The sequence below is a fragment of the Metaclostridioides mangenotii genome (genome assembly GCF_017873185.1).
In the GTDB taxonomy this organism is placed as follows: Bacteria; Bacillota; Clostridia; order Peptostreptococcales; family Peptostreptococcaceae; genus Metaclostridioides; species Metaclostridioides mangenotii.
Map to the genome: position 1 here is coordinate 187,607 of NZ_JAGGJX010000002.1, position 24,453 is coordinate 212,059.

27 protein-coding genes, 1 other RNA gene and 1 pseudogene are annotated in these 24,453 nt (G+C 30.6%); 18 read left to right on the forward strand and 11 right to left on the reverse strand.

The features are described 5' to 3' along the window. Positions 1–45 precede the first annotated feature (45 nt). Together eno and secG are read left to right on the forward strand one after the other, a co-directional pair. Positions 46–1,335, forward strand: a complete 1,290-nt coding sequence (gene eno / locus J2Z43_RS06965) for a phosphopyruvate hydratase (RefSeq protein WP_209456521.1) — start codon at positions 46–48, stop codon at positions 1,333–1,335. Between the two features lie 205 nt (positions 1,336–1,540). Beyond that, positions 1,541–1,765, forward strand: coding sequence for a preprotein translocase subunit SecG (gene secG, locus J2Z43_RS06970; RefSeq protein WP_209456779.1), 225 nt, complete (start codon positions 1,541–1,543; stop codon positions 1,763–1,765). Positions 1,766–2,725: 960 nt separating this feature from the next. On the opposite strand, the gene J2Z43_RS06975 is transcribed toward secG, so the two are convergent. Next, positions 2,726–3,028 (reverse strand): hypothetical protein, encoded by a 303-nt coding sequence (locus J2Z43_RS06975; RefSeq protein ID WP_209456522.1) that lies wholly within the window; start codon positions 3,026–3,028, stop codon positions 2,726–2,728. Between the two features lie 93 nt (positions 3,029–3,121). Between J2Z43_RS06975 and J2Z43_RS06980 the strand changes: the two genes are divergently transcribed. Together J2Z43_RS06980 and J2Z43_RS06985 are read left to right on the forward strand one after the other, a co-directional pair. Continuing rightward, positions 3,122–3,568, forward strand: a complete 447-nt coding sequence (locus J2Z43_RS06980) for a hypothetical protein (RefSeq protein WP_209456523.1) — start codon at positions 3,122–3,124, stop codon at positions 3,566–3,568. Between the two features lie 387 nt (positions 3,569–3,955). Further along, the gene (locus tag J2Z43_RS06985) at positions 3,956–6,787 is read left to right on the forward strand and encodes a DUF11 domain-containing protein (RefSeq protein WP_209456524.1); all 2,832 of its coding nucleotides are present in this window, start codon (positions 3,956–3,958) and stop codon (positions 6,785–6,787) included. Positions 6,788–7,112: 325 nt separating this feature from the next. Here the strand turns inward: J2Z43_RS06985 and J2Z43_RS06990 are convergent, their stop codons facing one another. Next, positions 7,113–7,253 carry a hypothetical protein gene (locus J2Z43_RS06990; RefSeq protein ID WP_209456525.1) on the reverse strand — a complete coding sequence of 47 codons (141 nt, stop codon included), beginning with the start codon at positions 7,251–7,253 and terminating at the stop codon, positions 7,113–7,115. Between the two features lie 104 nt (positions 7,254–7,357). Between J2Z43_RS06990 and J2Z43_RS06995 the strand changes: the two genes are divergently transcribed. The 4 genes from J2Z43_RS06995 (at position 7,358) to rnr (ending at position 11,663) form a co-directional block, all read left to right on the forward strand. Next, the gene (locus J2Z43_RS06995) at positions 7,358–7,681 is read left to right on the forward strand and encodes a PadR family transcriptional regulator (protein ID WP_027701145.1); all 324 of its coding nucleotides are present in this window, start codon (positions 7,358–7,360) and stop codon (positions 7,679–7,681) included. Between the two features lie 9 nt (positions 7,682–7,690). Next, positions 7,691–8,350: a permease prefix domain 1-containing protein gene (locus J2Z43_RS07000; protein WP_209456526.1), complete on the forward strand. Its 660-nt coding sequence runs from the start codon at positions 7,691–7,693 to the stop codon at positions 8,348–8,350. Beyond that, positions 8,343–9,254: a DUF4097 family beta strand repeat-containing protein gene (locus tag J2Z43_RS07005; RefSeq protein WP_209456527.1), complete on the forward strand. Its 912-nt coding sequence runs from the start codon at positions 8,343–8,345 to the stop codon at positions 9,252–9,254. The genes J2Z43_RS07000 and J2Z43_RS07005 overlap by 8 nt, the downstream gene beginning before the upstream one ends. A gap of 264 nt (positions 9,255–9,518) precedes the next feature. Next, complete coding sequence (gene rnr / locus J2Z43_RS07010) at positions 9,519–11,663, forward strand: ribonuclease R (protein WP_209456528.1); 2,145 nt, start codon at positions 9,519–9,521, stop codon at positions 11,661–11,663. A 79-nt stretch (positions 11,664–11,742) separates the two neighbouring features. On the opposite strand, the gene J2Z43_RS07015 is transcribed toward rnr, so the two are convergent. Beyond that, positions 11,743–12,603 (reverse strand): AIM24 family protein, encoded by an 861-nt coding sequence (locus J2Z43_RS07015; protein ID WP_209456529.1) that lies wholly within the window; start codon positions 12,601–12,603, stop codon positions 11,743–11,745. Positions 12,604–12,958: 355 nt separating this feature from the next. On the opposite strand from J2Z43_RS07015, the gene smpB reads away from it, so the two are divergent. Then, positions 12,959–13,414 (forward strand): SsrA-binding protein SmpB, encoded by a 456-nt coding sequence (gene smpB / locus J2Z43_RS07020; protein ID WP_024621718.1) that lies wholly within the window; start codon positions 12,959–12,961, stop codon positions 13,412–13,414. Between the two features lie 87 nt (positions 13,415–13,501). Continuing rightward, positions 13,502–13,850: a transfer-messenger RNA gene (gene ssrA, locus J2Z43_RS07025) on the forward strand. Between the two features lie 104 nt (positions 13,851–13,954). Here ssrA and J2Z43_RS07030 read toward each other — a convergent pair. The 6 genes from J2Z43_RS07030 to J2Z43_RS07055 all read right to left on the reverse strand — a co-directional run bounded on the left by J2Z43_RS07030 (position 13,955) and on the right by J2Z43_RS07055 (position 18,641). Next, positions 13,955–14,338 (reverse strand): tyrosine-type recombinase/integrase, encoded by a 384-nt coding sequence (locus J2Z43_RS07030; RefSeq protein ID WP_209456780.1) that lies wholly within the window; start codon positions 14,336–14,338, stop codon positions 13,955–13,957. A gap of 348 nt (positions 14,339–14,686) precedes the next feature. Beyond that, positions 14,687–15,076, reverse strand: coding sequence for a hypothetical protein (locus J2Z43_RS07035; RefSeq protein ID WP_209456530.1), 390 nt, complete (start codon positions 15,074–15,076; stop codon positions 14,687–14,689). Between the two features lie 657 nt (positions 15,077–15,733). Then, positions 15,734–15,958, reverse strand: a complete 225-nt coding sequence (locus tag J2Z43_RS07040) for a hypothetical protein (RefSeq protein ID WP_209456531.1) — start codon at positions 15,956–15,958, stop codon at positions 15,734–15,736. A gap of 36 nt (positions 15,959–15,994) precedes the next feature. After that, positions 15,995–16,456 (reverse strand): hypothetical protein, encoded by a 462-nt coding sequence (locus tag J2Z43_RS07045; protein WP_209456532.1) that lies wholly within the window; start codon positions 16,454–16,456, stop codon positions 15,995–15,997. 104 nt (positions 16,457–16,560) lie between these two features. Beyond that, entirely contained in the window at positions 16,561–16,959 is a 399-nt protein-coding gene (locus J2Z43_RS07050) for a hypothetical protein (RefSeq protein WP_209456533.1), read from the reverse strand. A 1,205-nt stretch (positions 16,960–18,164) separates the two neighbouring features. Further along, positions 18,165–18,641, reverse strand: coding sequence for a ferritin-like domain-containing protein (locus J2Z43_RS07055; protein ID WP_209456534.1), 477 nt, complete (start codon positions 18,639–18,641; stop codon positions 18,165–18,167). Between the two features lie 119 nt (positions 18,642–18,760). On the opposite strand from J2Z43_RS07055, the gene J2Z43_RS07060 reads away from it, so the two are divergent. The 7 genes and pseudogenes from J2Z43_RS07060 to J2Z43_RS07085 all read left to right on the forward strand — a co-directional run bounded on the left by J2Z43_RS07060 (position 18,761) and on the right by J2Z43_RS07085 (position 23,174). Then, positions 18,761–19,408 (forward strand): ATP-dependent DNA ligase, encoded by a 648-nt coding sequence (locus J2Z43_RS07060; RefSeq protein ID WP_327786937.1) that lies wholly within the window; start codon positions 18,761–18,763, stop codon positions 19,406–19,408. Continuing rightward, entirely contained in the window at positions 19,405–19,662 is a 258-nt protein-coding gene (locus J2Z43_RS15140; protein ID WP_327786938.1) for an ATP dependent DNA ligase, read from the forward strand. The genes J2Z43_RS07060 and J2Z43_RS15140 overlap by 4 nt, the downstream gene beginning before the upstream one ends. A gap of 237 nt (positions 19,663–19,899) precedes the next feature. Further along, a complete protein-coding gene (locus tag J2Z43_RS07065; protein ID WP_209456535.1) occupies positions 19,900–20,412 on the forward strand; it encodes a GNAT family N-acetyltransferase in 513 nt (170 codons plus the stop codon). A gap of 409 nt (positions 20,413–20,821) precedes the next feature. Then, positions 20,822–21,403 carry a flavodoxin family protein gene (locus J2Z43_RS07070; protein ID WP_209456536.1) on the forward strand — a complete coding sequence of 194 codons (582 nt, stop codon included), beginning with the start codon at positions 20,822–20,824 and terminating at the stop codon, positions 21,401–21,403. A gap of 64 nt (positions 21,404–21,467) precedes the next feature. Continuing rightward, positions 21,468–21,755, forward strand: a complete 288-nt coding sequence (locus J2Z43_RS07075; RefSeq protein WP_209456537.1) for an ATP dependent DNA ligase — start codon at positions 21,468–21,470, stop codon at positions 21,753–21,755. A gap of 351 nt (positions 21,756–22,106) precedes the next feature. Continuing rightward, a pseudogene (locus J2Z43_RS14765) lies at positions 22,107–22,382 on the forward strand (phage holin family protein). A gap of 18 nt (positions 22,383–22,400) precedes the next feature. Then, the gene (locus tag J2Z43_RS07085; protein ID WP_234926131.1) at positions 22,401–23,174 is read left to right on the forward strand and encodes an N-acetylmuramoyl-L-alanine amidase; all 774 of its coding nucleotides are present in this window, start codon (positions 22,401–22,403) and stop codon (positions 23,172–23,174) included. 49 nt (positions 23,175–23,223) lie between these two features. Here the strand turns inward: J2Z43_RS07085 and J2Z43_RS15035 are convergent, their stop codons facing one another. Then, a complete protein-coding gene (locus J2Z43_RS15035; protein WP_268828396.1) occupies positions 23,224–23,352 on the reverse strand; it encodes a hypothetical protein in 129 nt (42 codons plus the stop codon). A 279-nt stretch (positions 23,353–23,631) separates the two neighbouring features. On the opposite strand from J2Z43_RS15035, the gene J2Z43_RS07090 reads away from it, so the two are divergent. Next, positions 23,632–23,886, forward strand: a complete 255-nt coding sequence (locus J2Z43_RS07090; RefSeq protein ID WP_209456538.1) for a hypothetical protein — start codon at positions 23,632–23,634, stop codon at positions 23,884–23,886. Here the strand turns inward: J2Z43_RS07090 and J2Z43_RS07095 are convergent. Beyond that, positions 23,864–24,385 (reverse strand): hypothetical protein, encoded by a 522-nt coding sequence (locus tag J2Z43_RS07095; RefSeq protein WP_209456539.1) that lies wholly within the window; start codon positions 24,383–24,385, stop codon positions 23,864–23,866. The genes J2Z43_RS07090 and J2Z43_RS07095 overlap by 23 nt on opposite strands. Between the last annotated feature and the right edge of the window lie 68 nt (positions 24,386–24,453).

Below are 24,453 nucleotides of genomic sequence, written 5' to 3' on the forward strand. Positions count from 1 at the left end.
ATTTTAATATTAAATAAATTTTATTGATGTGAAGGGAGAAACAAAATGTCAGCGATAGATTTAGTATACGCAAGAGAAGTATTAGACTCAAGAGGAAACCCAACTGTAGAGGTTGAGGTAGTATTAGAGAGTGGAGACACAGGAAGAGCTATAGTTCCATCAGGAGCTTCTACAGGAGCTTTTGAAGCTGTAGAACTTAGAGATGGTGACAGTTCTAGATACCTAGGAAAAGGTGTAGAGAAAGCTGTAAACAATGTTAATGAAATAATAGCCCCAGAATTAGAAGGAATGGACGCATTTGATCAACCAATGATAGATGCAATTATGATAGAGTTAGATGGAACAGATAACAAAGCAAACTTAGGAGCAAATGCAATACTTGGTGTTTCTATGGCTGTTGCAAGAGCAGCTGCTGAAGAAATAGGTCTTCCATTATTCCAATACTTAGGTGGAGTAAATGCTAAGCAATTACCAGTTCCTATGATGAATATATTAAACGGCGGAGAGCATGCTGATAACAACGTAGATGTACAAGAGTTTATGATACTACCAGTTGGTGCTGAAAGCTTCAAAGAAGGCTTAAGAATGGGAGCTGAAGTTTTCCACGCTCTTAAAAAAGTTTTAGGAGAAAAAGGATTAGCTTGCGGTGTAGGTGATGAGGGTGGATTCGCTCCAAACCTTGATTCAAACCAAGAAGCTTTAGAATTAATAGTAGAAGCTATAGGAAAAGCTGGATACGTTCCAGGTAAAGACGTTATGTTAGGTCTTGATGTTGCTGCTACAGAATTATACAATGTAGAAACTAAAAAATATGTATTAGCTGGAGAAAACAAAGAGCTTACTGCAGCTGAAATGGTTGAATTATACGAAGGATGGGCTAAAAACTTCCCAATTGTTACAATCGAAGATGGATTAGACGAAGAAGACTGGGATGGATGGAAATTACTTACTGAAAAATTAGGAGATAGAGTTCAATTAGTTGGAGACGATTTATTCGTTACAAACACTGAGAGATTAGAAAGAGGAATCAAATCAGGCGTGGCTAATTCAATTCTTATAAAAGTAAACCAAATAGGTACAATAACAGAGACTTTAGATGCTATAGAAATGGCTAAAAGAGCAGGATATACAGCCGTTATTTCTCATAGATCAGGAGAAACTGAAGATACTACAATAGCTGACCTTGCAGTTGCTACAAATGCTGGTCAAATAAAAACTGGTGCTCCATCAAGAACTGATAGAGTTGCTAAGTACAATCAATTATTAAGAATCGAAGAAACAATAGGTGAGCCAGCTAGATACTGCGGTTTAGACTCATTCTACAACTTAAGATAATTGATTTAGGGACACGTTGGAATACAATCACTAAAAAATCATAATAAATAAAGCATAATAAATAAATCATGTCTATAGGTATACAGTAACTCATTCAAGAGGGGTTCGTATATCTATAGACATTACTTGAATAAAAGAAGTTATTATGATAAACTGGAGAGTAGTGATTTTAAGAAACGTGTGAACAGGAGGATAAAAAGTGAACTTGAATAATTTTTTAATGGGATTACAAATTGTATTAGGAATCGTAATGGTTGTTAGTATAATGCCTCAAGATACAAAGAGTGCTTTACCTTCACAATTTGGTGGAGATGGTAACCAAACTTATTTCAAGCCAAAAGGGAAGCAAGCATTTCTTGGTAAAATAACGAAAATAACAGCAGTGCTATTTTTTATAAACGCATTAGCATTACTTATATTAGATAAGTAGTATATCAATTTAACTGGCCAATAAATATATTTGAAAGGGCTAAAGATTGAGAAAATTTTAAATTTCAATGTTTATATGATGTATAAACATCTTTAATATTATAGTTTGCCACCTTTTTGCCACCGTAACGTAAAACTTGGTGGCAATTATAATTTATCAAATAAATCAGCAACTTTTCGCATAATCATGATCATTATAATGCTTTCCAAGTATATAAAGGAAGGCTAAAAAAAGTACATGCCATCTTATTTTAGTTTATTAAGATGGCATGATACTTTACATATTTTCCTAAAACATTTATAGGAATGAATTAAAAATTTTTTTATCATATAAGTTTTGATAATTAAATAGTATATCAATTCACTAAAAGGATACTAAAATGCAAAACTAAAAATCTTTAGTGGATTATATTCTTGTCCACTGATATATAATATGAAATTTTTGTCGAAAAAGTGTTTATAATTATAAAAATTGTTTTCAGTGGTTAGAAGAAAGAAAAAATTGATGTACTACTATTATAATTATTATGGATAAAACTTTTATAAGGACCTTTTTTGTCGTAATTTTATTTTATATGTTAAATAGAAAGATAGTTAGACACGATAAAGGGTAGCTTAATTGCTACCCTATTATATTTTATAAAATTATTTTTGTCATATTAGTCTCTACAGCAAGAACAGCATCTAAAACAGCAACCGCATCTGCTACATATGCGTCTTCTTGAAAATCTTCTTCTACAACGTGAACATATTATACAAGAAATGAAAAATCTATCCATATAAACACCTTAACTGTAAAAAATACTCCTATATTAAGGTATTCAATTTCATTATTTTTGTTAAATCTACAATATAACAACTTATATGTTATGTTCTTTTAAAATATTTTTAATAGAGCATGCTTTATTATTTATTATCTATACAATAAATTAAAACGTTTTTAAACTAGAATTAAATTATGTTACTTTTTTTTAACTTTATTCTCTAATAAACATATTTGTTTTTTAAGGATTTCTAATTGAGTATTTATTTCATCATCTTGATTGTTTTTATTAGCCAAGAGAGATTCTTGTGCTGCTGATGTTGTAATATTCTGGCCAATATTTACAATGAAGTTACCGAGTGAATTCTGTTGATCTGTATTAAGATTGTCTATTAGTAAGAGACCTATTATTGATGACAGGAGCGAAAATTGTTTAGGGGGAATATTAAAAAAACAAGACTTTTCTAAACAATTTTTACTTTTTTTATCATTGCAATCCATATCCATCACCCTCCCTATTATCTATGATATGAAAATATAATAAGAGGTGTTAGTCTTAGGAGACTTAATCAAAATAAATATAGAAAGACTGGAGTGCCGCCTGGTAAAAACGTTCCTTCTGGAATGGAAATGATAGATAAATCTGTTAATGTCGATTATATTGCTAGTGGTAGGAGCGATTTAATCGCGAGAGGCATTGTATTGAAATTTCCAGATGGCTACACAGAGAGTACTTTATTTGGGTTAGGTTGTGGATTATTATCAGCTGGAATTGTCAGCACAATAGGCAGTATAAGAATGTTGAGAAATCCATCAATATTTGAAGAAGTTGAAATAAATAAAAAAGATGAAAGAAATGTACCTATTGGAGAAAAAACCAACTCAAAAGTTTACTCTATTTTTGTGTATATAGAATATTTTATAGTTATAATATCAATGCTTTTAGGAAAAAGAGAGATATCTTTATTATTTTCGGTATTGGTTATTGTGAAGTTGGTTGTATGGATGATAGTATGCAATGATATGAATAAGAAAAATTAGGTATTTAGTAATATTTAATTTGATAATACAACATTTAAAATAAATAGCTGTCTCTTAACGATTTAAAAGGTTAGGAGATAGCTATTTATTTTAAAATTAGTAAGTATTGCTAGATAGCTACTGAAATAACACAATTAATCGTTAGTATCAGAATCACTCTTTCTGGTGATAAGAATGATTCTGATACTAACGATTAATTCATTGATATATTTGAACTTCGCTCTACCTAAATAAAATGATATTCGTAAGATATTGAGTATCAATTAATTGCTAAATTTCGGATATTTATAAGAAAATAACTCGTTTATTGTATAAAAATGTCACATAAAAAAATTAAAAGAATATTATATTATGGGCCTAAAATTTTAATTTCAAAGGAGTGATAATATGGCAACAATATCAGGCCAATTAACATTTGATAGAGATAGAAGTGCAACTATCAGCGCTGGAGACTCAGGAATAGCTAATGTACCAATTGTATTACAAAATATAGCAACAGGGGTTAGGCTTGTAGTTCTTACAGATGCTGTAGGGAATTATTCATTTATAAATGTTCCAAATGGTGACTATAGAATTGTAGAAGCTTTTGGAACTGCAGGAGGAGTACCAACACCAGGAAACTTTTCGAATGCAGTGGTGGGTCCAGTTCCTATTGCTACAGTACCACCAATCAGTTTTGTGACGAATCCACCTACAGGGACAACAAACTTAGACTGTACAACTCCTAATACGCTGTTAATAACGGTAACAGGAGCTGATATAATAAATCAAAATATACTAAATGGTCCAGTAATCTATACACCTATACAAACTATATTAGATTCATGTACAACTTTATCCGATATAAACCTTATTACAGATGCAGATAATGGAACATTTGGATTCTTTCCACCAGGAACACCAGCTAATACAGGACCTGCTACAGCACCATATCCAAATGTTACGCCAGATTTTATGTATGTAGTACCAGATCCAACTAAGTTTACACCTATAGATGGAGAATATACAGTACAAAATATTATGAATAATGCAATGAGTAATCAGATAGGGGCTTGGTGGCGTATTGCAGATCATACTACAGGAAATGAAACAGGAAGAATGATGGTGGTAAATGGTTTTAATCCAGGTGCTGTATTTTTTAGATCAACAGTACCAGTTACACCTAATACTGTTTTTTTATTTAGCACATGGATTCTAAATCTCTTTAAGGTAACTGGATTTCCACCAGCACAGTTAGGTGTTAGAATACTTGATCAAAACGGTAATATACTATTTCAACAAACATTAGGAGTTCAAATTCCAGAAAATACAAATGCACCAGAGTGGAAACAAATAGGAACTGTCATTAATTCTCTAAATAATACTCAAATTACAGTAGAATTTTTCAGTGAAGGTGAAGCTGTTGTTGGAAATGATTATGCTATTGATGATGTTGCATTAAATGAAATAATAGTTCCAACATTTATTCCAATAAAGACAAGCGATAAGTCAACTGCAGTTGTGGGGGATGTAGTAACATATAGCGTTCAATTAACAAATACTTGTACCAGCCCTCTAACTAATGTATTTTTTAAAGATATTATTCCTCTTGGCTTATTATTTATACCTGATAGTGTGATGGTTAATGGAGTGGCTGAGCCAGGAGTAGATCCTAATGTAGGTTTCACACTACCGGATGTTGCAGGTGGGACAACAGTTACAGTAACTTTCCAGGTGAGAGTTGAAGGTATACCTAATCCAAATCCTGCTATAAATATAGCAACGATAGATTACTCTTATACACCTGTTGAAGGCGGTATACCACTTACTTTTTCCGAAGATTCTAACGAAGTTACTCTACTTGTTGAAGAAGTCCCAGGAGAAGCAGACATTGCTGTAGTAAAGCAAGGTAATGAGCCAATTGCTGTACCAGGAGAGACGTTCAGCTATACAATCGTAGTTACAAATTTTGGGCCATCTGATGCAGAGAGTGTGCTTCTAACGGATGTTATACCATCTTCTATTCTTAATCCAGAGTTTTCGCTAGATGATGGAGTGACTTTCCAACCATGGACTGGAAGCCTTAATTTAGGAACAATAGAGGCAGAAGGGGTAAGAGTTATTATAATAAGAGGAACAGTAGATTCGACAGCAACTGGTGTAATTATAAATACAGCAACAGTCAGCTCACCTACACCAGATCCAAATCTAGATAATAACACTTTTACGGTAGAGACTCCAGTAGTAGCCGTGGCAGCAGACATTGCTGTGGTAAAGCAAGGTAATGAATCATTTGCTGTACCAGGAGAGATGTTCAGCTATAGGATTGTAGTTACAAATTTTGGACCAAATGCTGCAGAGAGTGTCCTTCTAACAGATAATATACCATCTTCTATTATTAATCCAGAGTTCTCGCTAGATGATGGAGTAACTTTCCAACCATGGACTGGAAGCCTTAATTTAGGGACAATACCGGCAGGAGAAGTAAGAGTTATTATAATAAGAGGAACAATTAGCTCAACAGCAACAGGGGTGATTATTAATACAGCAACAGTTACTTCACCTACACCAGATCCAAATCTAGAAAACAACACCTCTACGGTAGAGACTCCAATAGTAGTTGTAGCAGCTGATGTTTCGGTAGAGAAATTTGCAAATAAGAAAAGCGCTTGTGTAGGAGAATGTATAAGTTTTACAATAATAGTAGCAAATGCAGGCCCAGCAGATGCACAAAATGTTACTTTAATAGATAACGTTGCAAATATTCTATGTAGACCAGAGTTTTCAGTGGATAATGGGGAATGCTTTGAACCATGGACTGGAAGTTTTGAAATAGGCACATTACCAGCAGGAACTTCAAGAGTGATTATTTTAAGAGGAACCATAAAGCCAACATGCAGTGACGCACTAATTAATATTGCACAGGTTACCTCAACAACACCAGATCCAGATCTTAACAATAATACTGCGAAATCTAGGGTAGAAATTAAGAAATGTTGTTGTAAGGACCATAGTTGTAAAGAGCATAGTTGTAAAGAGCATAGTTGTAAAGAGCATAGTTGTAAAGAGCATAGTTGTAAGGACCATAGTTGTAAGGACCATAGTTGTAAAGACTGTTGTCGCAAGGGCCATAGTAGTAAGGACTATTGGCGCAATGACTATTGGCGCAAGGACTATAGTTGTAAGGAGCATAGCTGTAAGAACTGTAGTTGCAAGGAACGTTGTCGCGATGACTTTTGAACTTATTTCATATAACGATGTTGTTAATCAGAAGTAGGATTATGAGTAAAAATAATTATGCATATGAGGAATTGATTTTGTAAATAAAAATAAAAGAAACCCAGAATTTCTTTAGTTATAGTTGCTTCATTCCTACAATGATTAATATGATTAGCAAGCTTTTTCCCATCTTGGATAATAACCATGTTCGTAATGACAGTACAACAAGTGCATTACGAACATGGTTTTTTTAAAAATTCTAAACCTATAGATAGGTGTAAAAAAGACCGTCACTTATTGGACAATTACATTAGTCCCCGGGGGGCTAGTTTTTTGTAATTATACATTATCCTTCATATTCATCTTTCACTTTAGTTTTTCTATTATTTAAATCATTATAAGTTTCTAAATTGCGTAACATAGATGTCAACTTTTCTTTAGATAATTCATATACCATTTTAGTAAAATTACTTGAATCGCCTGTCATTTGTGCATGTTCATAATTTTAAAAGATACATTGACAGGCGAGGTATATATAATTATAATAGTGAATATAAGATAAGTTGATTAAAGACAAGGAGGCGAGATAATGTGTCTATTACATCTGATTTAATTAGAGGAAATACAGAAACAATAATTTTAGCTAGACTAATAGAAAAAGATAGCTACGGTTATGAGATAAATAAATCAATAAAAGAAAAAACAGATAACGAGTACGAATTAAAGGAAGCTACACTGTATTCAGCATTTAGAAGATTAGAGCAAGGTGGCATGATCGAATCTTACTGGGGAAATGAAAACCAAGGGGCTAGAAGAAGATACTATAGAATTACAAAGTTGGGGTCTGTAGTATATGAACAAAATAAAAAAGATTGGTCGGAAGCTAAAAAACTGATCGATAGCTTGATTAAATAGGGGGGTATTATGAGAAGAGAGATAGAAATGTATGTAGATGGATTGTTTGAAAAGGCACCATCAAATGGCAGAACAAGAGAACTAAAAGAGGAGATACTCGCGAATTCAATAGATAGATATAATGATTTAATTGATGCGGGAATTGATGAAAATGAAGCATATACGTCAGTTGTAGGAAATATTGGTAATGTGGGGAATCTTATATTTGATTATAATTTATACAACGATAAAGAAGCAGAGGAAAGAAAAAAATCCGCTATGATTACTGCTATATCAATAATGCTTTATATACTAAGCCCAATTGGAATTATTCTAAGTGAGGCCTTTGGCTGGGTAGAAGAATTTGCCATAGTAATATTTTTTGTTATTGTAGCTATTGCAACGGGAATGTTAGTGTATAACAATATGTCAAAAATAAAAAAATACGATAGAGAAGATGAATCTATAGTTGAAGAAATAAAAGAAAAGAAAACAGTAAGATATCAAAAAAATAGAGTTAGAAAGGCGATCTCATCTGCTGTATGGGCAATAGTAATATCAGCGTACTTTATAATTAGTTTTTTAACTAGTGCTTGGTACGTTACTTGGGTTATATTTATTATAGGTTATGCAGTTGATCAAATTATAAGTGCGTTTATCGAATTGAAAGAGGAAAAAGATTATGTTTAGAAAATTTACGAAAATTAGGATAATATCGTTGATATTACTTATAGTAGTTATGACTGGAATTTTAATAACAGGTATAAGATTTAACGGAGGCTCGAATTGGGTTAGTAAAGGCGGAAATAATCCAAGTTGGGCATATAAAAACAAGATTGTCAGAGAAGAGAACTTAGATGGAATTGAAAAAATAAATTTTAAAATGGATGTAAGTGAAATAATACTAAAAACTACTGATGATAATAAAATAAAAGTAATAGAGAGATCAGATAAAAAACTTAAAAATGATAGGACACTAAATATATCAAAACAGGGAAATGAACTTAGTTTTGTTGAACCAAAAAAAAGATTTAAAGGATTCGGCATATTTTGGTCAACTGATAAAAAGGTTGTGGAGATATTTTTACCTAAAGAATATAAAGAGAAGTTTAAATTACAATCAGATGTCGGGGATTTATACGTAAAGAGCGACTTGGATTTAAATGAAATAACTTTAGAAAGCGATGTCGGCAAGATTTTAGTAGAAAGGGCTATCAATACTAAAAAATTAGTAGTTACAAGTGATGTAGGGGATATAAAACTAAATAGAGCTGAAGCCGATAATTATAAAATAAAATCTGATGTAGGGAAGGTAGTTTTAGAAAGGATTCTCGGTAAAGGGAGTATTCAATCAGAAGTAGGAGATGTAATATGCAACCTAGAGAGAATTGATGGCGATATAGATGTTTCAACAGATGTAGGAAAGATAGTCATAAACATTGATAAAAGCCAGAAGTTTATGTTAGATGCTAAAAGTGACGTTGGAAAGGTAATTAGCAACGTAGATAAAAATATATTTGGAGATAGCGAAAAGACTATTAAAGTTAGAAGTAATGTCGGTAAAATAAAACTAAATTTTTTAGGTGAGGAGTAAAGTTTAATATGGCGATATTAAGCACGTAATACAGTTAGAGTAAATTCTATATTGTACAGCGTATTTAATATCGCTTTTATAATGTATTTTTTTTATAAAATTTAGGGTATAGATAACTTTAACGAAAAATTAAATGCGTTTGTAAATTAATATAAATAAATTTGAGCATACTAATATAATAATAGCACTACAATATATGATTTTACCAATATACTTTAATTGGTGTATAATGGTAGAAGCGCAAATAAATGTAAGGAGGTCAAGATGACACCAGAAATTAGAAAGAACCTATTAGGTTTGATAAATGAAGAATCATATCAGCCGCTAAGAAAAGAAGAATTAGCTACTATATTTGACATACATTCATCAGAGATGCCTCTATTCTATAATTTTATAAGTGAATTAGAAGAAGAGGGCCATATAAATATTACTAAAAAAGAAAAAATAGTTTCACCGGAGAGTGCTGGTAATTTTGTTGGTAAATTTATTTCACATAAAAAGGGATTTGGATTTGTAGAATCAGATGGAGAAAATGAACAGGATCTGTTTATTCCAGCTGGCGATGTAAATGGTGCAATGCACAATGATAGAGTAATTGCCGAAGTAGTAGTTCCAGCACAAGATGATAAAAGGGCAGAAGGAAAAATTGTAAAGATAGTAAAAAGAGAGGTAGATACTGTTGTTGGAGTATTTGAGCCAAGTAAGGCGTTTGGATTTGTAGTACCTGATAACAAGAAATTCAACAAGGATATATATGTACCTAAGAGATTTTTCAGTGGAGCTAGAGCACAAGATAAAGTAGTATGTAAAATTACTGTTTGGCCAGAAGAAGGAAAAAAACCAGAAGGAAAGATCATTGAAGTCCTTGGGCATAAAGGCGATCGTGGAGTTGAAATAGATTCAATAATTAGAGAACATGGTCTACCAGAAGAATTTCCTAAAAAAGTAGTTTTTGAAGCAGAATCAGTCGCAGTGGAAATTCCAAAAGAAGAAATTAGCAGAAGAAGCGATTTAAGAGATTTAAAGATTTTTACAATTGATGGTGAAGATGCAAAAGATTTAGATGATGCTGTTTCTATTGAGAAATTAGAAAATGGAAACTACAAACTTGGAGTTCACATTGCCGATGTAACTCACTACGTTAAAGAAAAAAGTAAATTGGATAAAGAAGCTTTAAAAAGAGCAACTTCAGTATATCTAGTAGATAAAGTTATACCGATGCTGCCGAGGATATTGTCAAATGGAGTTTGTAGTTTAAATCCTTTTGAAGACAAGCTTACACTTTCTATAATTATGGAAATTGATAAAAAAGGAAATGTTGTTAAGCATGATATACTTGAAAGTGTTGTAAATTCAAAAGCTAGAATGACTTACACTGAAGTATCAGATATTCTAGAAAAAGATGATGAAAAGCTTAAAAAGACTTTTGAAAATCTAGTAGAAGAGTTTAAAATATCTGAAGAGCTTGCAAGAATACTTATGGATAAGAGAAAAAGAAGAGGATCAATAGACTTCGACTTCCCTGAAGCAAAAATAATCTTAGACAGTGAAGGAAAAGTAGCAGATATTAAAGATTATGAGAGAAGAATTTCTAATAAAATAATAGAAGAGTTTATGCTTATAAGTAATGAAACAATAGCGGAGCACTACTATTGGATGAATCTCCCTTTTGTATATAGAATTCATGAAATTCCATCTCAAGAAAAGATGGAGAATTTAAGCAATTTCATTTCCGCATTTGGATACCATATAAAAGGCGACTTAGAAGAAGTTCATCCAAAGGCTTTACAAGCAGTGGTTGAGCAAATAAAAGGTAAAAAAGAAGAGAGAGCCGTAAGCTCAATAATGTTGCGTTCATTTAGACAGGCTAAATATTCTCCAGAATGCCATGGTCACTTTGGACTTGCAGCTAAGTTTTATTCACATTTTACTTCTCCAATTAGAAGATATCCAGACTTACAAATTCATAGAATTATTAAAGAGTCATTAAATAATAAGATAAATGAAAAGAGACAAACACAGCTTACTACAATAGTAGAGTATGCTTCTACTCAGTCTTCCGAACAGGAAAGAAAAGCTGAGTTAGCTGAGAGAGATGTACACGATTTCTATAAAGCTATGTACATGAATGATAAAGTTGGCGAAGAATTTGACGGAAATATTTCAGGAGTAACTTCGTTTGGAATATTTGTAGAGTTAGAAAATACAATAGAAGGATTGGTCAGATTAGCTGATATGGACGATGATTTCTATATATTTGACGAGAAAAACTACTGTGTAATTGGAGAGCATACTAAGAGAATGTATAAAATAGGCGATCCGCTTAGAATAAAAGTAGATAAAGTCAATGTAGATTTGAGAGAGATTGATTTTTCTATTGTTAAAAAAGAAGAGGAAAAAATAGATTAATTTTTAATTTGATAATTAGGATTAAAACTAAAAAAACCAAGATGGTAGCCTAAGCTGACATCTTGGTTTTACGTTTGAATTAGTCTATTAAGTTTCCGAAACCGCCGAAAATATTTTTAGCATTAGTTGCTGTATTGTTCATTGATTTGTTTCCTGGCATAAATCCAAAAGATAAAGATTGGTACATTGGTTGAGTTGGAGCTAACCATACAGTTCCTTCTCCAGTAAATGTATTTAAAAGACCTTCTCCATTTAACATAGATCCTACTAGTGATTTATCTGATTTAGTAACAGCAAAGTTAACACGAGAAGTTCTAGCAAGTGCGAAGTTACCGTCAACCTTTAACTCTTCACCACGTTTTATTTCATAAGCTATGATTTCATTTTTAGGAACATAAAGCTCTAGTATAACCGTTCCACTTCCTTTTAATTCTATTTGGAATATACCTTCTCCACCTAGAAGTGCAGATGATACGTTCTTTTGAGCGAAAGTTTTAACTTCTATAGTATCAGAACAACAATAGAATGTACCTTTATCTACTATTAATGAGTCATTGTCTAATTCCATTACCATATAATGTTTGAATGATGGCTCTAGATAAACTTCACCAGTACCTGTATATTGAGGCTTCATAGCAGACTCATTAGTTAACGCACCAGAAATGCTCTTCTTGAAGAATCCCCCAACTCCTCCGATGTTAGCATCTGATGAAATTTGACCTTTATAGTAGTATAAAGCGCCTGATTCAGTTTTTATACTAGAATTGTTTAGCTTTATTTTAACTTGTCTACCCTTAAGACCAGCTTCTTTTGAAAAGTGAAGCGCCATTGCCATAAGTGGGTCAGTTGCCCCTTCTAATTTATCGTATTCTAATATCTCGAATTCACTTCTTCCATCAGAATAACTTTCTAACACTCTTACTTTTTTACTTAAATCCATTTTCAATTTCCTCCCTGTAACTAGCCAGTATTATTTTTATATGTAGTTAAATTTTAATTATCAGAAATAATTTCATAAATTCTAGAAATTCAGTGTTTGCAAGTTCTAGAGGTGTAATTTTTCATCTTATGTCTATTTTACAATTTTTTTGTAAAAATGTATACTTATAATCATCAATTTTTATCTAAAGATCCAAGAAAATATGTAAAAATTGAATCAAATATCCTTAATATGAAGATACTACTAGTTGTGGACATATTGACTGTAGTTATCAATTGTGATATCATAGATTATCGTAGGTATAGTATTTTGAATCTATATTTACTAGTATTAAACAGTGAAGAAGGTGATTTATATGGCAGGTATAAAAGTTTTAGCTACAAACAGAAAAGCGAGACATGAATATTTTATAGACGAGACTTACGAATGTGGAATCGAGCTTAAAGGCACAGAAGTAAAATCTTTAAGACAAGGTAAAGCAAACTTAAGCGACGGCTATGCGTCTGTAGATAACAGTGAAGTATTTTTAAAACAAGTTCATATAAGTCAATACGAGCAAGGAAATGTATTTAATGTAGATCCTTTAAGAGTAAGAAAACTACTTCTTCACAAATCAGAAATAAGAAAACTAATTGGTGCAACTACAATAAAAGGATACTCACTAATACCGCTTAGATTATATCTAAAAAATGGTAAAGTAAAAGTAGAGATAGCACTAGCAAAAGGTAAGAAATTATACGATAAACGTCAAGATATGGCAAAGAAAGATGCAGAAAGACGTATGGAAAGAGAAATGACAGGTAAATACTAATTAAAAATTAGATAATTTATAAAGGAACAACAAAGTAAAAATTGTTTGCAAAAGAAATAAGAAGTCTCTAAGACTATAAACCATCACGGGGGCGTAAAGGTTTCGACGTGGGTTTGGCACTTGGGGCTGCGTGTCGTGTTACTCTGGGTCACGTAAAAACTGGGGAACTTTAAAACAAACGCAGACGATAATTACGCGTTAGCAGCCTAATGCTGCTCGTCCCTCTTAGCCCTCCTGCCGGCTAAGACTGGACGCCATTATGCAGGGAACTACTTTGTGGGTGTCTCGACACTAAAGTAGATTAATCGGGGCTGGTCTCATATATAGATTGCCGCTTATTTGTATGTGAGGCGAGATTTAATTAAGCTGGCTACACACGTAGATGCAACGAGGAAAAGACTTACGGACAGGGGTTCGATTCCCCTCGTCTCCACCAATTTAGAAAATGAAAATTTGAAATAGTTGAAAACACTTACTTACAGTTGATGTATTTAAGTGTTTTTTATTTATAAACACACCTATGACACACCTATATAGATTTTAAGCAAAAATATCATTTATTTTATCTACTGCTTCTAACTTAGAATCTTTCATAACATGAGTGTAAATATCCATAGTTATACTTATATCATAATTACCCATTAAGGTTTGCACTGTTTTAGGAGGGACTCCTGCTTCAAATAAACGCGTAGCGTAAGTATGCCTAAGAGCATGGAATTTCATTCTAGGTATATTTAACTTATCTAAAGAAGAATGTAGAATCTTAGCGGGTCTATTGTTATTCATAGGCTCCCCGAAGTCGTTGCAAATAACATAATCTTTGTCCTTGTATTCACTACCCATTAATACTTTTTGTTCTAATGCTTTGATTTTATGAGATTTTAATTCTCTAATTATATTAGTTGGGATCTGAACAGTTCTTATTGAGTTTTTAGTCTTAGGCTATCCATAGAAAATTGTTTTTCTAATGCTTCCTTTATCTCTCAGTCTGTAATTCCCTAAAAGTTAAGAACTTACCAGACAAGTATACTGTATTTAACGGCGTAGATAGATTTGATACACTGGATAAGGTTATAAAATATGTAAAGAGCTAACTATTATGTTGATTTAACCTTTATTCATTGGTAATACAGGGTATAATTAAAAAATAAACGTTAAATATTAACTTTATATACTGTAAAGAAGCATCTGAATATCAAAATTCATTCAGATGCCTCTTTTAAGCTGAATTACTTAGTAGAATAAGAATAAAAAAACAAAAATATTATCTTCCTATTTTTCTTTGTTTCGCATATTTTGTCTTGCTAATTCCATCTTAAGGCTCACTTCTTCAACCCTTGCTTTAAACCTTAAAAAATTTTCAATTATTCTATTATATTCAATTAATAGGTCATACAATCCCTCAATTTCTTTTTCTTTATTAACTAACTCCTCTTGATTATATTCTCTTTCATAAGTAAGTTGCTCTATTAGCAACTCAATATACATAATATCTTCTAATTCATTTTTACCTTTATTAATTTGTAAATCATCTTTTAATGTATTAATTAACTTATCTTCAATAAAATTTTTTTCTTGCTGATCTTTTACTTGATTATTAGACTTTTTAAATTTGTTATAACGAGCATTGAATAAATTGGCTACTTCTTTTACAGTACGCATATATATCAACCTCCATTAAATTTAATAAACTTTTAGATTAAATTTGACACAGAGGTTAAATACCCTTTAAAGTATTTCTCTTTTTTTATTAATTTAATATAGTATAAATACAAAAAATTGTTTGGACAATGTAACTAAGTTTGTAGGTAAGGACTTTAAGGAGACGTATAGAAAAGTAGTTGAGTGGTTAAAGGATAATAATAAATATATGTAGATAGTAAAAGGGTAGCTTAATAGCTACCCTTGATTCTCTTTTTTATAATAATATAAAAATAAAAGAATATAAGCGATTATCTGTAAGCAAAAAATTATAGGTGTATATGTGCTTACTTTATAATAAATGAAAGCTAATGAAGTTATGGCGACAATAATTAAAGTTGGTATAGTTTTTAGAAAGACTCTTTTAAACATTTTTTAACCCCCGATTTTAAGTTTGATAAAACCATCCATTATATCTATAAATGTATGTGCACCTTGATGTACCCATTTATCTTTTACAAATTTAAGTACTATGATCACTACATGACCATGCTAAAACCGATAGTATGGATATATTTGATAATCAGGATTAGATAAGTTACCAGACAATGTTATAAAGAGACATATGGAAAAGTTGTTGATTGGTTGGTAAAGAAAGAATTAATGTAAAGTAAAAAGCTACTCTTGTTTATATTTATATAGAATTGTAAAAATTAACAGACCACTTGTAAGTTCCTTTTTTAAATTGCCTGTTATACCTACACCTGTATCATATCCTATACTTCCTCTTCCAACTGCAGGCCAGTTTGGGACACTGTAACCGAAAGTATTATTAATAGGTTTTCTACTTGTAGTATTTGTAACTCCTTGCTGTTTACAAGACAACCTACCATATTGGTTCATTTTAACAGAACGGCTAGTAATTTGTATTGAACTGTCTTATATAGAAAATCCACCAGACATTTTAGTCATTTTTATGTATGTAAATTTACCATCCCCGCTTGAAGTTGTATATGTTACTGTTGAGTATACTCTTACTCCACCTGTTTTATCATAGGCATCTTCATTTTTACTAGCTCTAGTTTGAATTACTTCACTCTCTGGTTCAGGTTCTTTTATAAAAGTTGTTTTTACATATGTTTCCTCTGATTCGTTTCTTGCTTGTTTTACCTCAACTAATTGAGTTGTTGACATCGTTTCTAAAAATTCTTCCTCTCCAGTTTCGGGGTTTATAACTTTGGCTACATCATTTGAATTCTCTGCAACATCGCTAATCCCGCTCTCTCCCATATTGTATAGGGATTCTACATCTGTAATTTGTTTTTCTGAATAAGTACGTGTTTTATCACCAGTTTCAGATATTTCTTCTGCATTGACAGGTAAAATTAATGATCCAACCATAAATATTGATAATGTTTATACAAGAAATTTTCTTATCATTTTCATAAACAACTCCCCTTTATTTTATTTTTTAAAATATAATAAAATTTTTATTCTTTCTTAAATTATTTCCGAAATAAAGATATTTTTTCTGTTTTATTATTCCATTCAATAATAACTAAATATTTATTGTTTTTCTTATTTAGGTGATCTTCAATGTTGCTTTTACCTATAATTTTATCATTAAATTCAGTTAAGCTATCTTCAATTCGAGTTATCTCATCTCCATTTTCAATTATTTTGCAAATGTATTTTATTTCTTCTCCCTTTTTAATTTTATCTTTATATATTACTTCTAAATTTCTTATGTCATTTTTTTGAACTGTGTATTTAGCGGCCCAATTTGATGACTCACCAGTAAATACGATTGCTCCATTATTTAAATAAAATAAAGTACCGAAAATAATGAATAATAAGGATATTAAAGAAATTAATAAGAATCTATTTTTATTTATAACTAACACCTCCTTACAAATTTTCAAATATTATATTCTGAATATAGATAAAATTAAATAATACGATTTATACATGTATACTAAAATAAATAAAAATATTCAATAATTTTAGCAAAACTGGTCGTTTAAAGTGTATAATTGGGAAAGAATGTATATATATAATATAAGTTTTTATTTTTATAAGTGAGTATTTCAAAAATATATATATAGAAAAGTAGTTGGATGGTTGGAAGAGAGAAAATTTATGTAGATTGTAATGGGCTAACAAAATATAAATTATAAATCAGAATAGTAAAAAAAGAGCTAGTAATAATAATATTACTACCCTATATTATCTACATTAATTAATTAATATTTAAATAATTTATTCTCTGCAACAAGTGCAACAACTAAAACAGCGGCAACATTTGCTGCATATACGTCTTCTTGAAAATCTTCTTCTGCAACATGAGCATCTTATGCAACAACATAAAAATCTTTCCATATAAACACCTTCCCATTAAATTAATAGGAGTAAAAAAATAACTCCTATTGTATGGTATTAAAATACATTATTAATGTTAATTCTACATTATCCATTAAACAATTACATAAAAACTGATATACTATGTAGCATATAAAAGATTTTAAAAGTTATACAGCAGAGAAGCTATTTGTAATAGGTTGAATATCAGAGGAAGATTTACATAAAAATAATAATTATAATCAATAACTATGCTATCTTTTTTTCGCTTGTATCTCTAATAAGCAGATATGGTTTTTCAGTATTTCTAATTGTGCTTCAATTTCATCTTCTTGATTGTCATTACTATTTAAAACTGTTTCTTGTGCAGCTGAAGTTGAAATATTTTGTCCTATATTTCAAGATCCTTTTAAGCAATTTTTATTTGTTTTGTCATTACAATCCATATCCATCACCTTCCTTATTATTTATAATATGAAAATATTAATTGATAGTGAGAGTAAATTTTTATTATTTTGTGATAAGTTTCTAAAAATAATAAAAAATATGTCATCTTTATTAAAAAGATGACATGAAATATAGTTCTATTTAAAGCATTCTAGGGATTGATATAGAGTAGTAATTAAATAATTCTACTCTAGTATACTATATAGAAAATAATATATTATTGTGAATGGTATAAATATTTAAAAGATAGAAAATTAATTTAGATATGTAAAAGGGTAGCTTAATTGCTGCCCTTTTATTGCATTTACACTATATTTGCAAATTGCATAAGTAAAGAATTATATAAGTTTGTATGATTCAGCTCATCGGATATAATACTTGAAATCGTACTTCTATCAGAAGATGATGATAAGCCATTCATTATAAGTCTATATTTTTTAACGGAGTCTAAATTTTCCATGAGTGCGTTTTCTATTCCGGCAGTAAGATTAACTGGTGGATAAAAAACCCCATAATAAATCGAGGGATAAGACCCAGTAAGTCGAAAATATAAATTTTGTAGCAAGTCAAGATGTTTTAGTTCCTCATCCCTTATATATTCTAAAAGTATTATTATTTCTTTTGCCTCGGATAGAGAAAGAGATGGTATAGGAGAAAGTTCTGATATCATAACATGGTCAATCAACCATTGAAAAAATTGCAAATGTTTTTCTTTAGATATTATAGATTCACCAATCATATTTATTGTATTTTTCAATTGGTTAGTATCTGAGTCAGGCATAAATAACCTCCTAAATAGCTTTACTATAGATATATGTTCTAATTAAAGTTTTGTATACTTTTTGTTGTATGCCTAAAATAACCCGTAATTGACCATACTACCCATAGGAGGTTGATTGTATGGATATATTCGATGAAAAAGGAATCAAACCAATGTTAATAGCAGAGATGCAGGAGGCTTTTGACTCTCCAGATTATATTTACGAATTAAAATTAGATGGAATTAGATGTATTGCTTATTTAGATAATGATAGTACAGATTTAAGAAACAAAAGAGATTTTAAACTAATCCCAAGATTTCCGGAACTAGACCAGTTACATAGGTATGTTAATGAAAATTGTATTTTAGATGGAGAATTAATAGCCATGAAAAACGGAGTACCAGACTTTTATGAATTGCAAAGAAGAACATTATTTTCAGATCCTTTCAAAATGCAAATATCTGCAAAGAAGTATCCAGTAAGTTTCATTGCATATGACATCATATATTATAAGGATAAGTTAGTTACAGATTTACCTTTAATAGAGCGTAAGAAATTATTGGAGAAGACTATAAATGAGATGGATAGATTTGCGATATCTAGATATATAGAAACTAACGGAAAAGCATTATATCAAGTAGCAGAACAACAGAAACTAGAAGGTATTGTCGCAAAAGACAAGAACAGCAAGTATTGGTTTGATAAAAAGAGTAAAGACTGGATTAAAATTAAGTATATGAAAGATATTTCGTCGTGTGCAGTTATATACTTAAAGAGAACAACATGACTAGTTTGGTTATAGCACAATATAATGATAGTAACGAACTAGTTTACAAGGGACATGTGACTTTAGGTGTTAGTCTTAGAATACTTATTCAATATAAATATAAAAAGACTGGATTACCACCAATCAAAAACGTTCCTTCAGGATCAGGCAATGAGGATGCGGTTTGGATAGAACCAACTCTTGTATGTACAGTAGAGTATATGCCAAATGAAAAAGGCTCTTTAAGGCAACCAACCAGTATTAAAGGGAATTAGAGAAGATAAATTACCTAATGAATGTAGAGAGTAAATAAGAGAAGAATATATTTAATAGATATTTATTCATATATAATCAGCATTTAAACAAATACTATCATTTTAGTGATTTGATGAAAAATAAGAAACTAAAAGAAGTTCGAAAATTTATCTTTACTTTGATATAATATTGATTAAAAAGGAGATGGAAATGAAAAAATTCGAATATAAATTTATACAATGATGGGAGTTTGTGTAATGCATATAAAAACAAAAAGGTTGTTGATACGAGAATTTGAATTCAAGGATTGGCAAGCTATATATGAGTATACGTCAGATACTAATGTTATGAAGTATATACCTGAAGGGGTTTTTACTGAAGAAGATGCAAAAAAATTTGTAAATAAAAATAAAGGTGTTAAAGCTGAAAAATTTCCTGTAGTACTAATAGATGAAGATATTCTTATAGGGCACATTGTTTTTTATAAGTATTTTGGTGAGCATACTTATGAGATTGGATGGGTTTTTAATCCAAAATATCAAAGTAGAGGGTATGCTTCTGAAGCAGCACAAGCCTTCTTGGAATATGGTTTTAAAGAAATGAACTTACATAGGATTATAGCCACTTGTCAGCCTGATAATATTCCATCATACCGAGTTATGGAGAAGATTGGAATGAGAAGGGAAGGCTTTTTTAAAAAATGTATTCCAAAAGGTAATGAATGGTGGGATGAATATTATTACGCTATTTTAGAGGAGAATTTCAAATGAACTATAAAAAATTTTCAAATCTTTACTTCTTCGACAAAATGGCGTGATTGTTGAGTAAATATAATTAGTAAAGAGGGTAGCTTTTAGCTACTCTCTTTTATTTTTTTTATAGACTTGCTGCAGAAGAAAAAATAATGTATATTTTAGTATCGTTAGCCCATAATCATGATAAATGTGTTATAATCGTAACTCATTCAAAAAAAGTATGTATGTATTTGGATGAAATATGGGGATTAAAATCTGGAAAATTATTATTTCTAAAGGAAAATAATGAAATTGATTAGGTTCTGTCTATCAATTTAAATAAGTCCTTTTCTAAAGCAGAAAAGAAATAAGTAAACCAAGAAATAATGATATAATAAGCACAAGAAACAATCGATAAATTTGAATTTGACAGGAGGTTAAGTATATGAATAATATAATTGTTTTACAAGGTGGCGGAAGACCAAAGGGTAATACGGCACAGTTGGTAGATAGTTTTGTAAAAGGTGCAAAGGAAACAGGACATCAGGTAGAAGTAATATCACTTATAAAAAATGAAGTAAAAGGCTGTATTGGTTGTAATGCCTGCCGATACGGTAAACTATGTGTGCAAAAAGACAGCTTTAATGAGCTTGTTCCTAAAATTAAATCAGCTGATTTGCTTGTTTTTGCTTCTCCTCTATATTATTGGACAATATCGTCAAGAATTAAAGCATTTATAGAAAGGTTTTATTTTATAGCAGAGGAAGACCCTAATCCTCCTCTTGGAAGACACGAGAAATACCCAATAAAGGATTGTGCATTATTGGTAACGTCTGCGGATAATTTCTTTTGGACTTTTGAGCAAGTAACATCCTATTATAAATATGCTTTTATAAATTACATTGGATTTAATGATAAAGGAATGCTTCTTGCAGGAGGATGCGGTGATACAAACGGAAAGCCACAGATTGACAGAACAAATCATTTAAAAGATGCTTATGAGTTTGGAAAAAAAGTTTACTCATAATAGTGAAAGCTTCCATTTTACAGAATAATACTCACAAATCAAAGACAAATTAAAAGAAAATAATATGACTAGTTTAGTAATTGCACAATATAATGATAACAACGAATTGATATATAAAGGACACGTTACATTAGGTGTGAGCCTTAGGAAACTAGATCAGTATAAGTATAAAAAAGCTAGTGATCCACCTATTAAGTACGTTCCAAGTGGATCAAATAATGAGGATGCTATATGGATAGAGCCTACCTTAGTTGCTACTGTAGAGTATATGCCAAATGACAGAGGATCTTTAAGACAACCAGTTTTAAAAGGTTTTAGAGAAGATAAATCACCGAATGAGTGTAGAGAATAAATAAGAGTAGCGTGAGTGATAGCTACTCTATTTTTTGTTTAGATTTTGTTTAAATTTTCCAGTTATTTTAAAAAATGACCAGTTTTGTCAAAACTATATATTAATAATATAAATCATGTTACTTTAAAAATTGAGCGAACTTTTAACATATATTTAAAATAATATAAGGAGATTTATAGTATGAAAAACAAAAAAATCGTATCTTTATTCGTTGCATTTACTCTGTTTTGTACAAGTATTAATTTTTCTTTTGCAGAAACTGATACAGAAGACTCAGTGATTGAAATCACTAATGAATCAAAAGAAGAGAATTCTTCAGAGGGAAGTGTAAAAGATGAATCTGAATTAGGGATGTTAAAAGGTTGGATATTAAAAAAATGGTCAAGCAGTACAGGACTTATCGGAATTGCAAGAAAAGGAGTTATATTTGCTGTATTAATAGTAGCAGTCTACTTAGATCGTTTAATAAGCAATGGCACATGAGTGTTTAGAACGCTTGTGTGCTATTTTTATATAGAAAATGAGGGGCTTAGCATATTAGAAAATTGCAGTCAAATAGGTATTAAAGTGCCTGTTCAGATACAAAACGCTTTAGAACAATTAAAGGATAAGGGGGATGATCAGTAATGAAAATCGCAATAACAGTTGGGCATAGCATACTTACTGTGTACTAGTGCTGATGGAGTAGTAAACGAGTATCAATATTGTAAGATGTTAGCTGATTTTTTAGCGAAAATACTTAGATCATCAGGTTGTACGGTAGATGTTATTATCTGTCCAGAGAAACAATTTGCAAAGTCTACAGAGGAAAGAACTTATGAATTATCTCGTATAAATGGCAAGAAATATGATCTTTGTATAGAGTTACATCTAAATAGCTACAACGGTAGTGCAAAAGGTACAGAGGTGCTATATTGCTCAAATACAGGCAAGATGTATGCACAAAGGGTAGTAAATAAATTTGGGACAGTATTTACAAGCAGAGGGGTAAAAGACAGACCAGATTTGTACATGCTTAACTCTACAGACTGCCCTGCTATAATGATAGAAACATTCTTCTGTGATAGTAAGAATGACTATGATATAGCTACAAAATTAGGTTATGGAGAAGTTGCTAAACTAATAGCAGAAGGAATATTAAATAAAACTATTCAAGGAAGTAATAATAAAATGAAAAAGAATTGTGTTTTATATAGTAATGATGCAGACAGAACAATTGCGGAAGTATTTGCATGGAATAAAGAAGATTGTGTTGTTATGGACGTAGTAAATTTTAAATCATATACGGCAGAGAACTTATTTGTTGTTGGTGGTAGGACAGAGGAAGCACTAAAGAAAATGAATTTACCAGATAGATTCACAGTATTTAATGGTGTAGATAGATGGGATACATTGAATAGGGTATTGTATAGTAGATAAGGCTAGTTTAATCGCTAGCCTTATCTACATCAATTAGCATTGCAATAATTTAATCTCTGCTACAAGTACAACATCTAGAACAGCGACAACATCTGCTGCATATACATCTTCTTGCAAATCTTCTTCTACAACCTGGGCATATTACGAAACCGAAGAAGAAAAATCTTTCCTTATCCATATAAACACCTTCTTATAAAATTAATAGGAATATAAAAGTATTCCTAATTATATGGTATGCGCATTACATTATTTTTGTTAATTCTACATTATCCGCTAAATAATTAAAGTTGTAAAAATTTTAAAGGGAAGCTTAATTGCACCCTACTCGTGTGTGAACAAAATAGTAAATTGTAAATTGCATAACTGTTAATAGAAAAGCATTTTTAAAAGACATATTTATTAAAAAATAAACTATATAACTGGCTTCTTTATAATTATATGAGTATTAATATTTAATGTGAAAAGAAAATTAAAGTCATATATAATTGAACACAAAAAATTAGGAGTTATATATATGTGTTTTTCTGGATTAGAGAAGTTTCCAGACAATGTGACTAAGTTTGTAGGTAATGGCTTTAAAGAATTGGGTGGTTGGAAAATAGAAAATATATGTAGACAGTATAAGGGGGTAGCTGAATTGCTACCCTTATTTTTTTTTATCATTTTTGCAAAAACAGATAAAAATTATTCTATCGCTGTATATGTATATTAAGATTTCGCTCAATTTGAATGCGTATTAATTTTGAATTCACATAATTAAGCAAGGTCCCATGAATTAATTCATCAGATATTATACTAAAGAGTGCATCTCTGTAGTAAAAATTTGGTAATCCAAACATTATGACTCTTAATTGCTTTATATACCCAGTAGTTTTTACAATGGCATCGTATACACCTGTAAATAAATCTCTCGGCGGAACAAAATAAAAACCTTGTTTAATATTGGCAAAAGTACCTGTCAATTGATAATATATTTCTTTCAATAAATTGCTATTATTAATGGTATCGTTTTTTAGTGTTTCAATTATTTCTAGAATATCATATATTTCTTCAAGATTAGGTGAGGGTAAAGTTTGTAGTTCTGAAATAGGTATTCTATCGCCTAACCAATTATATAAAAGTAGATCTTGCTCCATAGCGTTTATTGTATCCTGTATTAAATTTATTGAATTTTGTAATTGAATAGGATTTGGGTAAATATTCTCATACATAATAAACCTCCTAAATAATGTTTTACTATATATATGTTATTAAATTTGGGTGCATTCATTGAAAAGAA

Excerpts from the sequence above, each read along its gene's own strand:
- eno (WP_209456521.1), top strand. The coding sequence starts at position 46 with ATGTCAGCGATAGATTTAGTATACGCAAGAGAAGTATTAGACTCAAGA.
- J2Z43_RS07035 (WP_209456530.1), bottom strand. The coding sequence starts at position 15,076 with ATGCGTACTGTAAAAGAAGTAGCCAATTTATTCAATGCTCGTTATAAC.
- J2Z43_RS07015 (WP_209456529.1), bottom strand. The coding sequence starts at position 12,603 with ATGGATTTAAGTAAAAAAGTAAGAGTGTTAGAAAGTTATTCTGATGGA.
- J2Z43_RS07075 (WP_209456537.1), top strand. The coding sequence starts at position 21,468 with ATGACTAGTTTAGTAATTGCACAATATAATGATAACAACGAATTGATA.
- J2Z43_RS07095 (WP_209456539.1), bottom strand. The coding sequence starts at position 24,385 with ATGTATGAGAATATTTACCCAAATCCTATTCAATTACAAAATTCAATA.
- J2Z43_RS07065 (WP_209456535.1), top strand. The coding sequence starts at position 19,900 with ATGCATATAAAAACAAAAAGGTTGTTGATACGAGAATTTGAATTCAAG.
- J2Z43_RS06975 (WP_209456522.1), bottom strand. The coding sequence starts at position 3,028 with ATGGATTGCAATGATAAAAAAAGTAAAAATTGTTTAGAAAAGTCTTGT.
- J2Z43_RS06990 (WP_209456525.1), bottom strand. The coding sequence starts at position 7,253 with ATGACAGGCGATTCAAGTAATTTTACTAAAATGGTATATGAATTATCT.
- J2Z43_RS07070 (WP_209456536.1), top strand. The coding sequence starts at position 20,822 with ATGAATAATATAATTGTTTTACAAGGTGGCGGAAGACCAAAGGGTAAT.
- J2Z43_RS15140 (WP_327786938.1), top strand. The coding sequence starts at position 19,405 with ATGACTAGTTTGGTTATAGCACAATATAATGATAGTAACGAACTAGTT.
- J2Z43_RS07060 (WP_327786937.1), top strand. The coding sequence starts at position 18,761 with ATGGATATATTCGATGAAAAAGGAATCAAACCAATGTTAATAGCAGAG.
- J2Z43_RS07040 (WP_209456531.1), bottom strand. The coding sequence starts at position 15,958 with ATGAACCAATATGGTAGGTTGTCTTGTAAACAGCAAGGAGTTACAAAT.
- J2Z43_RS06985 (WP_209456524.1), top strand. The coding sequence starts at position 3,956 with ATGGCAACAATATCAGGCCAATTAACATTTGATAGAGATAGAAGTGCA.
- J2Z43_RS07000 (WP_209456526.1), top strand. The coding sequence starts at position 7,691 with ATGAGAAGAGAGATAGAAATGTATGTAGATGGATTGTTTGAAAAGGCA.
- J2Z43_RS15035 (WP_268828396.1), bottom strand. The coding sequence starts at position 23,352 with ATGGATAAGGAAAGATTTTTCTTCTTCGGTTTCGTAATATGCCCAGGT.
- J2Z43_RS07055 (WP_209456534.1), bottom strand. The coding sequence starts at position 18,641 with ATGCCTGACTCAGATACTAACCAATTGAAAAATACAATAAATATGATT.
- J2Z43_RS07045 (WP_209456532.1), bottom strand. The coding sequence starts at position 16,456 with ATGGTTGGATCATTAATTTTACCTGTCAATGCAGAAGAAATATCTGAA.
- J2Z43_RS07005 (WP_209456527.1), top strand. The coding sequence starts at position 8,343 with ATGTTTAGAAAATTTACGAAAATTAGGATAATATCGTTGATATTACTT.
- smpB (WP_024621718.1), top strand. The coding sequence starts at position 12,959 with ATGGCAGGTATAAAAGTTTTAGCTACAAACAGAAAAGCGAGACATGAA.
- rnr (WP_209456528.1), top strand. The coding sequence starts at position 9,519 with ATGACACCAGAAATTAGAAAGAACCTATTAGGTTTGATAAATGAAGAA.